This window comes from candidate division WOR-3 bacterium, from assembly GCA_016926475.1.
In the GTDB taxonomy this organism is placed as follows: Bacteria; SDB-A; SDB-A; order SDB-A; family SDB-A; genus JAFGIG01.
In genome coordinates this window covers 26,269-40,903 of record JAFGON010000093.1, presented here as the reverse complement: position 1 = coordinate 40,903, position 14,635 = coordinate 26,269, and the positions used below count along the sequence as shown (strand labels likewise).

The following is a 14,635-nucleotide window of genomic DNA, read 5'->3' as shown; positions in this document are numbered from 1 at the left end:
TCTCTTCTTCTCTGGCGATGAACGGCCCTTCGAAAACTTCGGCCTGCTGGCTCAAGTCACCTTGAGTTATGGAGCAGACAATAATTTCATTTTTTTCAAAACCTCTGAAAGTTTGTTTCTTCTCTTTTTTGACCGAGCAATACCTGGACATGTCTTTGAGCATGCTCTTGTCAATGGTTACTTCTCCCCATTCAGAGTTTTGTGCTATTCTTGAGGCGAGGTTGACAGTAGTGCCCAAAACGGTGTATTCGGCTCTTTTTTCGCTTCCCAAAAAACCGGCGTAAGCTGTACCGGATGTCATTCCAATTTTTACGTTTCCCCTCAAAGACAGAACTGTTTCAAAAGCAAAATTGCAGGCTTTTTTATATATGTTTTCAACTCCATACGGAGCTCCGAAAACTACGAGGATGACCCATCCTTTGTCTCCGAAGTCGATTTTATTGAAATAGCCCGAATACTTGGAAGTGATTTCCATGGCTTTTATTATGTTACGGTCTACCACAGATTTTTCATCAAGGAACACAAAACTGGCAATGATTCCCCTGAATTCCCCTGAAACGCTCATTTTCAAAACGCTTTCAGGGAAAAATTTTTTTGTCAAAGTTTCTTCATCAAAAAAAAGACTTTCTACTTCTTTTAAATCCGCTTTTTTATTTTCTGGATTAAGCGTCATGAATCCTGAATCCGTCAAATCTTTATCAAAGTTTGTTTCTGTATAGACAGAATCGTCTATTGCAACAGAACCTCGCGAAGAATATTTCAACATGTCATAACTTTTCTTAAACGCTTGGCTATAAAAGTAAAACGCCGTTCCAAAATCACTCTCTACGATACGCCACGAAACGATTCCTTTGGAAAGCCCTATTTTTACTTTAAATTTGAAATCTCCAAATTTTGTTTTGACCTCTTCCATTTTGAAAAGAAGCCTTGAAATGTTTTCGGAAACTTCAGTTATGCTCTTATTTGACCCAATATTACTCACTGGAAAAAGGGAGGCGAAAGAATCCCCGGCGAAAGAAGATATAAATCCGCCGGAAGCTTTTATGAAATCAATAACAGGTTTGTATATTCTGTTTATGGTATCCGTTATTATTTCAGAGCCTTCAAATGATTTTTCAGAAAGAGATTCTGTTATCGAAGTGAAGCCTGAAATATCGCAAGTGAGGACAAATGATTCGAATTCGCCTTCGAATTTTTTCTCAACATAATTTCGGCAAATTATTTCCGGAACGAGTCTTCTCAAACCTTTCCCTTTGTAAATCGTCACTCCTTATTTATTAGAATATCACATCAGCCCACTGTCGGAAAGATGGGGTTTGATTCAAAAGAAATAATACAAGCTGTAGAATCCTGCGTATGCGAAAACGATGTGCTTTATTATTCTTCCTATGAGTGTGTAGAGAAGAAACTTCCAAAGAGGATATTTGAGCATTCCGGAAATAATTCCGGCTATGTCGAAAAGCGGGTTGGGAATAAGCGCAAGAAACAAAATCGTCCAACTGCCCCACCTCCTCATCATTTCAGAGACCTTTTCGTATTTATCCCTGTCTTCCACTGCGATTCTTCCGCCGTATCCAAGGATATAACCTGTCACTTCACCGAGAGCTGAACCAAAAGCCGACACGATTCCCACAATCAGAGGATTTAAAACAGCTCCAAATGAAAAAACGAGAAAAAGACCGGGAACTGGAAGTATTATACTCGCTGACGAAATCGTCGACACCAGAAAAAGACCAGCGTAACCGTAATCTTTCAAACCCTCCAGTTTTGAACGGAGGAGAATAATCAACACGCTCAATAAACTTACGAGTATTATCGAGCATATCTGGAATATTTTCTGCTTTGTGGAAACACCCTCTAAATATTTCTTAATCCTTCTTTTCAAGGAACAAAGATTCCCCTGACTCCATCGCATTGGAAAATGATATTCTCTTCAATGGGTGTCATGTAGGGTCGGTTGGAAATTTTATTCAGCCACTCTACTCTCATTGCGACATCTACAGAGTCGGAAAGAAAATAAGGTTGAAAATGCATGTTGAAGACAGGGTGAACTGTGACCGAATCGATTTCAAGAGAATCCGACAGAAATATTTTGACGAAAAGCCCGAAATCCTTTTTGTAGAGTGAGTTTTCAACCGTCGACATGTTGCGTGCCCCGAGCATCAAAAAATTGCCAAGGCTGTAAAAAGCCATTCTACCTTCATAGTATTCCGCGCCTTGAACAATGTGCGGATGCGTGCCTACTACAAGGTCGATTTCGTATTCCTCCAGAGCTTTCTTGATTATTGAATTCTGGAGGTAGGTCACATATTCGTTTCTCTCGTTTCCGGCGTGAAGAGCCAATATTCTGTAGTCCGCCTCAACTGAAGAAAGATCTCCCAAAACCTTTTCGCTGAAAGAAGTTAAAGCCACACCCGGCGAGCTTGAAGTCGCGGGAAGTCCAGAAATACCAAGGCTCGAAAACGCGAATCTGTGGCCTTTAATTTCAAATATGAAAGGCATGACGGCTTCATCGTAGTCTGCTCCAGCTCCTGCAAAAAACAATGTGCATTCAGAGCTCAGGATTTTTATATTTTCAAGAGTTTGAAGCACACCCCTTGTTCCGTAATCTTCCATATGATTGTTCGCGAGGGCGAAAAGATTGAATCCGGTTTGAGCTAAATGCTTCAACGCGTTAGTATGCATTCGGAAACAGTAGCTTTTATCAGCATTGGCAAGAGAATTGTCGTTCAGGACAGTGGTCTCAAGGTTGCAAAAGTTGATATCTCCTTCGATGTATTCCTTTATCGAATCGGTGAAAATCGAAAAAGGCAAAACTCCACGGTTTGAAACTGCTCCCGAGGAATCAACCCAGGTTTTTGACACAGACATGTTGACATCGCCTGATAAGGTTATGATTATTGAAGTGTTTTCTTTCCGCGGTTCTTCCAAATATTCCCTGAGCTGAAAATTGTCGAAAATAAAACTTTGAGTTATTAGCACCGGATCAAAAAAAACTTGATAGACTTTAGTCAAAAATAACATCCAATAAATCATTTTACTGCTCCAAAATACTCTTTTCATATTGGGGTAAATCCGAAAAATTCGTGTCAGCCCCCGATATGAAGATGTAGGTTCTGCCTCTGTTTGTTTTCAAAATATTTATTATGCTGATTATTCCCTCCGCGGTCACGTGGACGCATCCTTTGGATCCTTCGTCTTCATTTCGTTCTTGCTGTTCGGACAGTCCGAAACCGTGAATCAATATTCCTCTGAGGAGCGGATTGTTTTGGCCTCTTGTCTCTGTGTATATCGAGTGTCCATTTTTCATCACATTCAAAAGCAATATTCTGCCGGTTGTTATTTCACCGGGGTAATTAATACTGAGGTTTGTGTATTTTTGTTCAGCTAAATAATAATCGCCGAGAACATAAAATCCAGTAGGAGTTCTCCCCGACCGTTTTTCGAAGCCAAATCCCAGCCTTCCTGTCCGAACAGGGAAAAAACTCTCCACCGCGTAGTGGACTTCTTCGCCTTTTATCTCGTAATCAATTCCCCAGACCAACCTTTGAACCGAAATACCTTCGTCGTCTCCTCTCGACGTTCCAAGTCTTGGATACGTTGAATCAGCAGGTATGTATTCCGAAGGATCGATATAAAAAATGTAACCGTCCCAAGAAAGCTCTCCCCTCTCGCAGTGAGTCATGACGGAGTTCACAATGGTTCGCATCCTATCTCTGACGCCGCGCGGAACATCGACCTCGGCGTTGACAACTTTAAAAAGCAAAAAAAGTACGGTCAGCGCCATTATTTGTGTCTGCGCCTGATGATTTTTCCTTCGGCAAATACCGCCTCAGGGAAAGCAGACAAACTCAGAGGATTATCATCCCAGACAACCAAGCTGGCTACTTTTCCAGGTTTTACTGTTCCAAAATCATTGTCTATACCCAATATCTTCGCGTTATTTTTTGTTATTATCCCTATCGCTTTTTCCTCGGGCATACCGTAGATGAGAAAATATTTAAGGCTGTCACGCAGAGAATTGGTCATAATGACCGGGTGGTCGGTCATAAGACCATAAAAAGCTTTTGACTGCATGAGAAGTTTGACGTTCTGATAGTATGAGTGCTTTAGTTCGACTTTGTAAGAAAAGGAATTCAAAGGACCGTAGACGATGGGTATGCCGTTTTCAGCGAGTTCATCGAATATCTCTTTATGAAAAACGTCGCCCAGGTGGTCCGCTGTAGCCCTGATCTTGTATTTTTGAACGAGATGGACAAGATAAAGAGCATCGTCTTCTTTGTGAACATGCACCTTGACTGTTTTTTCTCCGTTTAATATTTTAATGATCTCCTTTTCCGAAGAGCTGAACTCGCATTCATACAGTTTTTCAATTCTCGACAATTCTTCGCTCATTTCTTTTTCGGAAATTTTCTTCTCCGACGATGACCTGACCAAAGCGGATTTTTCCTTTTCCACGTTGAGTCTTGATTTTTCTTGTTTTCTCAGAACTTCATCAAAATAACTTTCCAGCAATGCGTATATCCCCATCCTCGTGTTGGGGCGTTCGCCTTTCCATTGACCTGTGGAACGGGGGTTGTAGCCTAAAGCCATCTTGAAGCCGTAATCCTTCAACAGGGCGTTTTTTCTGTTTGACGAATAATTTTTGATCACAGCCGCCTTTCCACCGAGCAAATTGCCGCTCCCTGGTATCACGCAACTGTAGAGAACCCCGAAATCCACGGCGTCTGTGAAAGCTCTGTCATCGAAATAGATGCTGTTCAATGGGTCGTTGAGAGGAAGAAACTGGGACAGTATGTCGTTTGTCTCTTCTTCGTCAGCCGGTTCTCCTTCCCTCGCCATTCCTATATGAGAATGAGCATCTATTAAAGACGGAGTGACGACTCCAGAAAAATCAGCCTTCGCAGAACTTTTCGACAGGTCTGTAATCAAACCCCCTTCGATTACAATTGCCACGCCTTTAATTTTTTCTTCTCCATCGAATAGAGTCTCGGCGTGGATGACAATATTTTTCTCGTTTTTCATATTTTCCTCCTATGTCCTATAACTTACCCCAACCAGAAGTGAATTCCAAATAGGCTCCTCCTAAATCCATTTTCGGACCATCTTCAATTTGATACCCGGGAGTATTCCATGGGAAATTGTATGGAGTGTAGCGATAACCGAAATTCAAACCGAGTATCAGGCCAGAACCCGTGGAAATGTTCAAAGGTCCAATAAAAAAATCTCCACCGATGGAAAGAGACAGTTCAATGTTGTGCCCGGAAAATTCAACTCCTCTCTGCGGGTTTAAAAGAAGTGAATCGAAACTGGTTTTTTCAGAATCGTAAATTTTCAAACACACGTCTTCTACACCCGTACCGAAAAGCAGGTTCATTTCTGAATTTTCACTCTTGAAAAAAGTCCAGCCCAGTTGGCACTCAGCGTATAGCCATTCAGCACCGAGTTTCATCTTGTTTGAGTTTGAATTTTCATTTTGGTACAAATATTTCCTTCCGGCCAATCTCATCTCAAAATTATCCGATAGGTTGTAGCAATAACCTATGCCGTAAGAATAAAAAACGTTTTCGAAACTAGGATAGCCGAACTTTTCAAGTTCCCTGTTCAACCCTTCCAGTTTTGCCTGGTTTAGTCCTCCAAAAAAATACACGTAGCTTTTCTGCTGTAAAGATTCGATAAATGAAAATTGAGATTGAAGAAAACCAGTTTTCAATAAAACGAACAATACCACAAACATGAATTTCCTCATACACTCCCCTGTTTATCTGAATTCATAGGCCAGATTCAATTTTATACTATCTCGGTCTACAAAGAAATTGATTCCGGAAGTTCGATTGTTTTTTATTCAACCACGGAGAACTGCAGATTTTCTGCAGGAATTATAATGTCAAAAAGGGGTTCTCCGATGGAGAACCCCTTAGAGATAGCAGCAAATTCAGAAAACAATCAACGGTTCAAGTAAAGCCAGCAAATACTTCTAAAACCGTTTGATTTCATTCGGTAAAATTCTTACTTTTTAACAGTTTTCTTTTTTGCTGTCTTTTTTGCCGCTGGTTTGGCTTTTGTAGTAGCTTTCTTAGCCGCGGGTTTTTTCACTGTTTTCTTGGCCGCGGGTTTTGCCGCCTTTTTCGTCATCTTCTTCGCTGTCGTCGCTTTCTTCACTGCCATTGTTGCCTCCATTTTATTTATACTATTTTCTTTATATCATTTTTCGAAAAAAAGTCAATAATAATTATTCATAAAGGCATACAAATAAAGTTTGTTAGAAATACATATATAACAAATACATCTCTCAGAATGCTTTAAAACGATCGTCATAATCGTTTAAATACTTCGATACTACATGAAATACAGGCATAATCAGAAGATGTCTTATCGCGTATCTGAGGACATCTGATTTAGCTATTATCTTTGCAAAGATCGGACCCATAATATTGTATAAGGATATCAATAATGACCCATATAGAGTTTTACTCAGCGTGTAATCCCTCCAAATTGAAAGGCTCTCAACGACAGGTGAATTCTCTCCTTCGCAAGCTGTGACGACAAAACATTTTTTCTTTTTATTCTTCTTGGAAAAAGGGTCTATTTTCAACTCATTCAGCGCTTCTTGAACTGCCGGTTCTGTTTTCATGGGTTCGCCGAAATTGAAATTCTCCAAAAGCATTTTTACGCCTTTTTCTTCACCGAGTTTGTAGAGAGCGACCGCGGCTCTTGTCCAGACGATAAAAGAATCGTCGGAATACATTTCTTTTGTGAGATAAGGTATGGCTTCTTTGTATCCCATCTCACCCAAGGCGTCGCAGGCGGCTTGTCTTACATATTTGTTTTCATCGCTTAAAAAGCCCATGACAGGTCCGAGGAATTTTTTCGACTGGACGTACGCCGCGGCTTTGGCAATAGCTATCCTGTCGAGATAATCAGAACTCCTGGCGTTCTTGAGAAACTCATCAATTAGTTTTTCGTCAGTGCCAAACTTAATGTACACGGATTTTTTTTCTTTGTCTGAGCCGTATTTGAGGACGGTGTATATTGATCCTATGTCTTCGTTTTCCATATATCCTCCCGATTTATAATTTTATTTCAATTTCCAGGTTTTCATTTCTGTCTGGACAAAACCATTTTCCAGCGGAAACAATAACTGACTGAAGATTTTTTTCAAAACCTTCTTCGCTCAGATTCACCGAATAAGCAGGAAAATAAGACCAATCCATAGAAAGCGCGGATGAAAAAAACAAAACCGATCCTACGACTTCGTCCGTGTATTTCAGTCCAAAACCGGCTTTTTGGTTCTGTTTGCCGGGGTAATATTTTTCATCGTCGCCAGGGAAAGAAAAATACCTCCTGTCGCTGAAAGGTTCTGGGCACAACAGGCACATTATGCACCTGAAATACAAGCAGTGGTCCGTGAAATTTTCAAGGTGGTATTCAGAAACAATTTTTTTTGAATTTGAAAATATTATTTTTTTATTTTTTAAGTTAAAAAGTATATTCTTGTCAGTGACGAAATCCAGTTCCCATGCTTCGGCCTTTTTTAATACGTTGAAATCTCTTTTAACTTTTCTGCTGTCAAAAATCAAATCCGATCTGAATATATCTTCGGACTGTTCCTGATGCGAAATGATTTCAAAAAAGACTCCCAGAGAATCAGTGTCGTAAAAAAGAAAGTCGAGAACGTTCTTGTCTTTTACCGAGTATTTGTCGTGAATGGTGGCGACGTTTTCGGAAGATTCAGATGAAACGTTCTTCAGGAGACTGTGGTAAGATTCTTCGCGTCTTGCAAGGCAGTTTGCGAAATTAAAAAGTTTTTCTTTGTCGCTGAGCTCAGTGATCATTCCGCCTTTTTGAGGGTTCACGACAACTGTCAGAAGCGAATCCTGATAAACCAATTCGTCTATCTGGTCGCAATCCAAATCCAAGTATGAGATTTCGGACCAACCGGAATCGCCTTTAACTTCAGACAAATATTTATTTTCCGCCGCCAGTAAATTCCTGTATAGGCTCTCACGCAAATGAGGAAGGTATATGCCTCCGAAAATTCCATGCCAGTATGCGCAATTACACTGAGATTTCCAGATCAGTATTTTCTTTTCATCCAAGCTAATGTCTTTCGCGTCAACCAATTCGGACAAAGCCGCCACCCTTTTGTTCAGGTGGTTCGCTTCAGGGTACTTTGAGAGATAATTCCTCCAGAAGCCTCCTCTGACAAGACCCTCGTAACATTCATACTCCCCCCTTTCCCTCAAAGATTCATAAAGGTTTTCAACGGCGATTCTCGCTTTCGTCGGCAAGCACCATTGAGTAAGTTCAAAGTAGGACGAAGCGGGAAAATATGTCAGCCCGTTGGGCGGTATTTTTTTTAAAGCATCTGACGGAAGTATCATTTCAATTTCATCATCGGAAGAAACAGCCCTGAAAAAATTTTCGAGCCATCCAAATTCATACACGTGTTGAAAGGTTCCAGGCCAAGTTCCGAACTTCTCTCCGTCGTCGAAAAGCACTGCCAACGAATCGCCATCATTTCCTTCCGATTTGAACTTGACAACACCTATTGTTTCCTCAGCAGATTTGAAAGGTACGGCGTATCTCAAGCTTTTCAGTATCGGAAACACAGCAATTTTTTTATTTTGATCTTCAGTAATATGGTAAGAGCTCAAATTGCTTTTTGCCACCCCGGCTCCTAAAAAATGAAAATCGTCGAGAAAAGTGAAATCAATACCGGCGTCTTTAAGCAACGAAGGCAGATGCGGTTCCCACGCTCTCTCTGGAAGCCACAGCCCTCTGGGAGTTATACCAAACCTCTTTTGCAACCAGCTGCTCATGTAGCTTATCTGCCCAATGGCGTCCTTGTAAGGAATGGCAGGTAAAATGGGCTCATAAAAGCCGCCTGAAATGAGTTCTATCCTCTCTTTTTCCAGGAGTGATTTTAAAATTTCTAAAAATTCCGGGTGTTTGTCTTCGATCCATTCCAGAAGAGGGCCGGAATAATGGACAGCGATTTTTATTTTTTCGAAATCCCTTAACATTTCAATAAATGGAAGATACGCTTTTCGGTAATTTTCTTCAAAGACGAAATCGAAATTCCCTACAGGCTGATGGCAATGGACACCCAAAAGAAAATAAGATTTAGACAAAGCTAAAACCTTTCAAGAGTATCATTGACTATAGGGACGTATAGCGTATCGGTGGCTGAAACAACAGGAGTAGTTTCAGGTAAAACCTCGACATTGGATACTTCAACTTCTTCAGAAATTTCCATAATGACCTCAGAAACCTCAGGTTCTTGAAAAGTTGTGTCTTCTACAACAGTCAGGGATTCAATAAGAGTTGTGTCCAACAAGGTTTCACGGGCGTAAGAATCGTAAACCAGTGCTGAATCTTCCTCTTCCAACGTCATCTCTACTGAATCTTCCGCGTATGTCGGGGATCCAGTGGAAATTTCGCTATAACTATTATTCCAAGGTTTTTGGGATAAACCAATCATGAAACCCGAAATAAAAATCAAAACTAAAACGATCGGTATTACGGGTTTCGCTCTCAACTTTTTTCCTATTCTTCAAAATGTTATATATCGGGGTGATTGGATTTGAACCAACGACCCCCTGCTCCCAAAGCAGGTGCGCTTCCAGCTGCGCCACACCCCGATAATACTATTTTAATTGTCAATATAATTGAGGTCAAAGGATTTTAGCCAATCTGAAAATGCCTTCAAAGCCAGCGCTCTATGGCTGATGGAATTTTTTAGCTTTTGCGGCATTTGGGCAAAGGTTTCTGCATGTCCCTCGGGAAGAAAAATCGGGTCGTATCCAAAACCTTTATTACCATGAGTTGAATAAGTAATTCTTCCTCTTATTTCCCCCCTGAAAAAATAATTTTCACTGTTTGCAAGAAACAGGCAGACAACGCAGACAAATTTTGCCATTCTGTTTTCTTCGCCTTTTAATTTTTCGAGCAAGAGATCGATGTTGTCTTTGTAAGAAGCGTTCTCTCCTGCGTATCTCGCCGAATAAACTCCAGGTTCTCCTTTTAGCGCTTCTACCTCCAGTCCCGTGTCGTCTGCCAGAGAATTCAAACCCGACCAAAGAGAATATGATCTGGCTTTCTTCAATGAGTTTTCCTCATATGTCTTGCCGTCTTCGATCACATCTGGTAAAGAGGTTGTTCTCCAAGTCTCCGGTAAGACGATTTCAACCGGGCAAGAAAACAGTACTTCGGAGATTTCCTTTCTCTTGTCTTGGTTATTTGTCGCCAGAAGTATCTTCATTAAGATTTCCGACCGACATTTTCAAATCATTTATGTTTTCAATACTCGAAACCAAAGTTCCTGATTTTCCCTGTATGACTACCGTGTTTGCCAAGCCCATGGCTATCAGAGAGTCTTCTGCAAGCAGTATGGAATTTCTGACGTCTCTGACGGACACTTTCCCTATTATGACATTTCCGTTTGAGTCAGACTTTTTTAGCCTTTTCAACGCAAGCCAAGATCCTACGTCGTCCCAGAAAAAATCGCAGGTAACGCATTGAACGTTTTTAGCTTTTTCTATTATGGCAATGTCTATAGGCAGAGAAGGGGCTTCAGCGTAAGCCTCTTCGAGCAAACAATCATCTTTTGCCGTCTTGAATTCTTTGAGCAAAGAAAGCGATTTTTCAAATTGAGGGGCATTTTTTCTAAAAGATTCGAGCATTACACTTGAATTGAACACAAACATTCCCCCGTTCCAGAGGTAGCCCCTTTTTTCAAGGTATTGTTCAGCGGTTTTAACGTCCGGTTTTTCTTTGAAGGATGAAACACGGTGAGAGATGATACCGGTCTTCTCCCCAATCTCAATGTATCCATAACCAGTGTCCGGTCTGTTCGGCTCCATTCCGAATATGACTATTTCTCCGTTTTTAGCCAAATCAACTGCTCTTTCCAACGATCGAAAAAATCCGTCGTTTCCCTCAATGACATGATCCGCCGGAAAAACACCCAAAATAGAATCTTCAAACATCACCGAAGCGTATGCGACCGCCATAGCAGTGTTCCTTCCGAAGGGTTCAAACATCAATTTACTCTTTTCATAACCAGCCGAATCGAGTGTGGTTTCCAGCAGACGCGTGGTCAGTATCCACGTGTTTCCCGGAGAAAACTGTTCAAGTCTTCTGTATGTGAAGTCGAGCATGCTCTCTTTTCGGTCATTCCAGATAGATATAAATTGTTTCGGTCTTTCAGGTGTGCTCAGAGGCCAGAAACGTTCGCCTTTCCCCCCCGCGATGATTATCGAAGTAAAACAATCTGTCATCAGTTCCCCATGTCTGCATCGACGAGAACCATCTGGATAGAGCCGATCATGATTTTCAGGCTGATCAGAACCGGAATGTGCCATTTGTCGTTCGTGTACCAGACTTCAAGCCCGTCCCTGCTCGCGAAGATTGTCGCTCCTTCCACTGTGGCTCTGGATACGACACAATCAAATTCGCCAAGAGGAGTACTTACTGTTTCCGAACGCAAGACGTCTATGTAACCGGAGAAGTTCTTCTTTGAGTCGTGTATGTTTATCGGGTATCTCTCTCCGACTGTCAGAGGTAGAGTTCTGGCGAAATAGATGCAAGACAACAGGTCTTGGGTGTTCGATTCGATTGTAAACTTTTCATCGTCGTATATGGCAACGTTCATTTCCGGGATGAACAGAATTTCCCTGTCTGCGGTATAGGAGCCTTCTTCTATGTGCTTGACGAATTTTCTAGAAGACAGAAGATCTATATCCATATAGCTGTGATAAGTATCTTCAATCCTGAAAATTTTCGAAAAATAATCGTTGGTCCTGAGATAACTGACGAATTTATAAGTTTGTTTTCCCGAGATTGTTTCATAGCCTTGAACTTCCATGACAGCTTCACCTGCCGTAACAGCTCCGTATTGAACCGAAAATCTCAGGTTTTCACCGACAGACCATGGGACTTCAGCTCTCATGACTCCTGAAAAAAATATCAATGCAGTAAAAACTATATTTTTCACTTCTACCTCCGTTTGAATTCTTTTTTCAACATTCCCAAAATATCTTCCTGCGTTACTTGTTCAGCTTCAGCCGCGAAGCTCAAGACAATTCTGTGGCGTAAAACGAAATCGAGAAAATAAAAGAGATCTTCCTCATCCGGCGTCGGCCGGTTTTCACAAGCCGCCCTGGCTTTCGCGCCAAAAATGAGATTTTGACATGCCCTTGTACCGGCTCCCCAAAGTATATATTTTTTAACCCAATCCAGGCGCGAATTTTTTGGCCGAGTCAACCCGGTGACTTCAACCGCCTTGTTTATCAAATCCGAAGAAACAGGTATTCTTTCAATAAGCTTTTTGAACTTCTCAAGATCTTGCTTTCCGAGTATGGGGGTAATTTTGATTTTTCTCTCGGCTGTAGTTTCAAGTGTTATCCTCGCTTCATCCGCTGAAGTTGGATAATCCATGTTATAGCTGAACATAAACCTGTCGAGTTCGGCCTCAGGAAGAGGGTATGTGCCTTCCTGCTCAATAGGGTTTTGAGTCGCCATTACGAAAAAAGGCTCCGACAGTTTGAATGTCTTTCCGGAAGCGGTCACCTGTCTTTCCTGCATCGCCTCGAGAAGAGCCGCCTGAGTTTTAGGAGGAGTTCTGTTGATTTCATCGGCTAAAATTATGTTCGCGAACACCGGCCCTTTTATGAACCTGAATTCCCTTTTCCCCGTCAAGGCATCCTCTTCCAAAACATCCGATCCTGTTATATCGGACGGCATCAAATCCGGGGTGAATTGAATCCTCCTGAAATCGAGATCGAGAAGAGCCGCTATAGTATGAACTGTCAATGTTTTGCCCAGGCCCGGAACACCCGTTATCAGGGTATTCCCTCCGCAGAAAAGCGAATATATTATGACGTCTGTCATCCGGGACTGGCCAATGACAATTTCATCGACCATCTTTTTGAGTTTTAGATATGCTTCTGACAAGCCTCTCAATGTTTCTACGTCGCTTATTTCTTGCCTCACTTTTTCAGGAATAGTTCCTGTTGAACCGCCTACCCGCTTCCTTTAAAATCATTATTTCTTCTACTGTAAGAGAGTCTTTTCCCTGGTAATTTATCTTCTCGAGTATCCTGTCGAGTTCTCTTTTGATTGTCTCATCGTCATAGAATTTTATGAGTCCTCCCGTCTTAATCGATTTTTCGTCCTGGTTGAATACTCTGTAAGGAACGTTGTAATAAGACTGCCTGGAAGAAGGCTTTTGTCTTTTGAAAACCTTTAAATAAGCGAGCCCGAAGACCATCCCCCCCAAATGAGCCAGATGGGCTATGTTTGAGGAATTGTCTGAGAAAATCATCAGAATCTCAACAACACCGAGAAGAAGAGCTAAATATTTTGCCTTAATCGGAAACAGGAAATAAAGGTATAATTTTCTGTTCGGAAACTCCAGTCCATAAGCCAACAAGAGGGCGAAAACAATCCCCGAAGATCCGATGACGGGTATCAGGGATTTGTAACTCACTACTACATGAAGCAAACCGGCGCCGAACCCTCCAATGGCGATGTATATTAAAAATTCAAAGCTGCCCCATCTGTTTTCGAGCTCCGTTCCAAACATCCAAAAAACAAAGAGGTTGAGAAAGAGGTGGAAAAAACCTCCGTGTATGAAGTTGTATGTCGCCAGCCTCCAGACCTCGAAACTCTTCCAAACTTTCAGTGGAATAAGACCGAATTTGAGAGCCAAAAAATTCAAACCGGCTTCCTGACCAAGAAATATCTGCGCGATGAAAACAATCACGCACAGAAACAAGAATCCCTTGGTGACAGGGCCAAAGCTGTTCATAATCCTGATGTTTCTTTGTAAATTGGAATCAAAATTCATTCTAATCCTTTTTGCCGGACCTCGGATGGGCTCTCTTGTAGACCTGTTTGAGTCTTTTAAGGGATACGTGGGTGTAAATCTGTGTCGTGGTTGGGCTCGCGTGCCCGAGAAGCTCCTGGACAAACCTCAAATCGGCTCCGTTGTCGAGTAGATGCGTCGCGAAGGAGTGCCTCAAGACGTGGGCTCCCATTCTGTCGGCTTTCACAAAAGGAGATATCGCTCTGTGGACTATTCTCCTGACTTCTCTCGTGTTTATCCTTCTACCGCGCTTTCCGAGAAAAAGCGCTTGAGATGAATCCTTTGAATCGATTTTTTTTCTCTGAGAAATATAAAGCGTCAGTTTCTGCAGAAGAGCTTCGGGAAAAGGAGCTATTCTCGTCTTTTGCCTTTTTCCCAGAACCCTTATTTCCCTTTCCGTGAGGTCGACGTCTTCTATGTCGATTTTTACAAGCTCCTCAGACCTGATGCCTGTGCTGTATAAAAGGTCAATAATGACTTCGTCCCTGAAATTATCCGGAGATGAAGGGGCTTTTTTTGAGATCAGTGATTCCATGTCTTTTTCACTGACGAAGGATGGGAGGTATTGGTCTTTTTTCAAAGGGTTAACTCTATCCGCTGGGCTTTTGTCTTTCAATTTTGCCCTAAAATAATTTTTAAGAGCCGATATTTTTCTCGACACTGTGGTTTTCCTGTAATTTTCTTTCATGAGTTTTTTGACGTAGTTTCTCAGATGTTCTGTTTTGACGTCTTCAACGCCCGGATCTTCAATAATGGATTGTAGAT

16 protein-coding genes and 1 tRNA gene are annotated in these 14,635 nt (G+C 41.6%); all 17 read right to left on the bottom strand.

Annotation, left to right across the window (positions count from 1 at the left end; translation table 11 throughout):
• Nucleotides 1–1,243 (bottom strand): hypothetical protein (locus JXA84_09245; protein MBN1151389.1); only part of this gene is annotated, 1,243 nt, incomplete at its 3' end.
• A gap of 78 nt (nt 1,244–1,321) precedes the next feature.
• Nucleotides 1,322–1,885, bottom strand: coding sequence for a VTT domain-containing protein (locus JXA84_09240; GenBank protein MBN1151388.1), 564 nt, complete (start codon nt 1,883–1,885; stop codon nt 1,322–1,324).
• Nucleotides 1,882–3,036, bottom strand: a complete 1,155-nt coding sequence (locus JXA84_09235) for a CapA family protein (protein ID MBN1151387.1) — start codon at nt 3,034–3,036, stop codon at nt 1,882–1,884. The genes JXA84_09240 and JXA84_09235 overlap by 4 nt, the downstream gene beginning before the upstream one ends.
• Nucleotide 3,037: 1 nt before the next feature.
• The gene (locus tag JXA84_09230; GenBank protein MBN1151386.1) at nt 3,038–3,787 is read right to left on the bottom strand and encodes a L,D-transpeptidase; all 750 of its coding nucleotides are present in this window, start codon (nt 3,785–3,787) and stop codon (nt 3,038–3,040) included.
• Nucleotides 3,787–5,025 carry an amidohydrolase family protein gene (locus tag JXA84_09225; GenBank protein ID MBN1151385.1) on the bottom strand — a complete coding sequence of 413 codons (1,239 nt, stop codon included), beginning with the start codon at nt 5,023–5,025 and terminating at the stop codon, nt 3,787–3,789. Before JXA84_09225 ends, JXA84_09230 begins: the two co-directional genes overlap by 1 nt.
• Before the next feature lie 16 nt (nt 5,026–5,041).
• A complete protein-coding gene (locus tag JXA84_09220) occupies nt 5,042–5,749 on the bottom strand; it encodes a hypothetical protein (GenBank protein MBN1151384.1) in 708 nt (235 codons plus the stop codon).
• A gap of 260 nt (nt 5,750–6,009) precedes the next feature.
• Entirely contained in the window at nt 6,010–6,168 is a 159-nt protein-coding gene (locus JXA84_09215; protein ID MBN1151383.1) for a hypothetical protein, read from the bottom strand.
• 124 nt (nt 6,169–6,292) lie between these two features.
• Entirely contained in the window at nt 6,293–7,057 is a 765-nt protein-coding gene (locus JXA84_09210) for a HEAT repeat domain-containing protein (GenBank protein MBN1151382.1), read from the bottom strand.
• 13 nt (nt 7,058–7,070) lie between these two features.
• Nucleotides 7,071–9,134 (bottom strand): DUF1926 domain-containing protein, encoded by a 2,064-nt coding sequence (locus JXA84_09205; protein ID MBN1151381.1) that lies wholly within the window; start codon nt 9,132–9,134, stop codon nt 7,071–7,073.
• A 2-nt stretch (nt 9,135–9,136) separates the two neighbouring features.
• Entirely contained in the window at nt 9,137–9,541 is a 405-nt protein-coding gene (locus tag JXA84_09200; GenBank protein ID MBN1151380.1) for a hypothetical protein, read from the bottom strand.
• Between the two features lie 30 nt (nt 9,542–9,571).
• Nucleotides 9,572–9,644 (bottom strand) — tRNA-Pro (locus JXA84_09195).
• 11 nt (nt 9,645–9,655) lie between these two features.
• Nucleotides 9,656–10,264, bottom strand: a complete 609-nt coding sequence (gene rdgB / locus JXA84_09190) for an RdgB/HAM1 family non-canonical purine NTP pyrophosphatase (protein MBN1151379.1) — start codon at nt 10,262–10,264, stop codon at nt 9,656–9,658.
• Complete coding sequence (locus tag JXA84_09185; protein ID MBN1151378.1) at nt 10,239–11,282, bottom strand: mannose-1-phosphate guanylyltransferase; 1,044 nt, start codon at nt 11,280–11,282, stop codon at nt 10,239–10,241. The genes rdgB and JXA84_09185 overlap by 26 nt, the downstream gene beginning before the upstream one ends.
• On the bottom strand, nt 11,282–11,998 hold the full coding sequence (locus JXA84_09180; protein ID MBN1151377.1) for a DUF3108 domain-containing protein: 717 nt from the start codon (nt 11,996–11,998) through the stop codon (nt 11,282–11,284). Before JXA84_09180 ends, JXA84_09185 begins: the two co-directional genes overlap by 1 nt.
• A 2-nt stretch (nt 11,999–12,000) precedes the next feature.
• Nucleotides 12,001–12,927, bottom strand: coding sequence for an AAA family ATPase (locus JXA84_09175; protein MBN1151376.1), 927 nt, complete (start codon nt 12,925–12,927; stop codon nt 12,001–12,003).
• Between the two features lie 73 nt (nt 12,928–13,000).
• Nucleotides 13,001–13,813: a rhomboid family intramembrane serine protease gene (locus JXA84_09170; protein MBN1151375.1), complete on the bottom strand. Its 813-nt coding sequence runs from the start codon at nt 13,811–13,813 to the stop codon at nt 13,001–13,003.
• Between the two features lie 40 nt (nt 13,814–13,853).
• Nucleotides 13,854–14,558, bottom strand: a complete 705-nt coding sequence (locus JXA84_09165; protein MBN1151374.1) for a tyrosine-type recombinase/integrase — start codon at nt 14,556–14,558, stop codon at nt 13,854–13,856.
• Between the last annotated feature and the right edge of the window lie 77 nt (nt 14,559–14,635).

Bases quoted from the DNA above. Each gene is read 5' to 3' on its own strand.
- JXA84_09235 (MBN1151387.1), bottom strand. From the start codon at position 3,036: ATGATTTATTGGATGTTATTTTTGACTAAAGTCTATCAAGTTTTTTTT.
- JXA84_09230 (MBN1151386.1), bottom strand. From the start codon at position 3,787: ATGGCGCTGACCGTACTTTTTTTGCTTTTTAAAGTTGTCAACGCCGAG.
- JXA84_09225 (MBN1151385.1), bottom strand. From the start codon at position 5,025: ATGAAAAACGAGAAAAATATTGTCATCCACGCCGAGACTCTATTCGAT.
- JXA84_09220 (MBN1151384.1), bottom strand. From the start codon at position 5,749: ATGAGGAAATTCATGTTTGTGGTATTGTTCGTTTTATTGAAAACTGGT.
- JXA84_09215 (MBN1151383.1), bottom strand. From the start codon at position 6,168: ATGGCAGTGAAGAAAGCGACGACAGCGAAGAAGATGACGAAAAAGGCG.
- JXA84_09210 (MBN1151382.1), bottom strand. From the start codon at position 7,057: ATGGAAAACGAAGACATAGGATCAATATACACCGTCCTCAAATACGGC.
- rdgB (MBN1151379.1), bottom strand. From the start codon at position 10,264: ATGAAGATACTTCTGGCGACAAATAACCAAGACAAGAGAAAGGAAATC.
- JXA84_09185 (MBN1151378.1), bottom strand. From the start codon at position 11,282: ATGACAGATTGTTTTACTTCGATAATCATCGCGGGGGGGAAAGGCGAA.
- JXA84_09175 (MBN1151376.1), bottom strand. From the start codon at position 12,927: ATGGTCGATGAAATTGTCATTGGCCAGTCCCGGATGACAGACGTCATA.
- JXA84_09170 (MBN1151375.1), bottom strand. From the start codon at position 13,813: ATGAACAGCTTTGGCCCTGTCACCAAGGGATTCTTGTTTCTGTGCGTG.
- JXA84_09165 (MBN1151374.1), bottom strand. From the start codon at position 14,558: ATGAAAGAAAATTACAGGAAAACCACAGTGTCGAGAAAAATATCGGCT.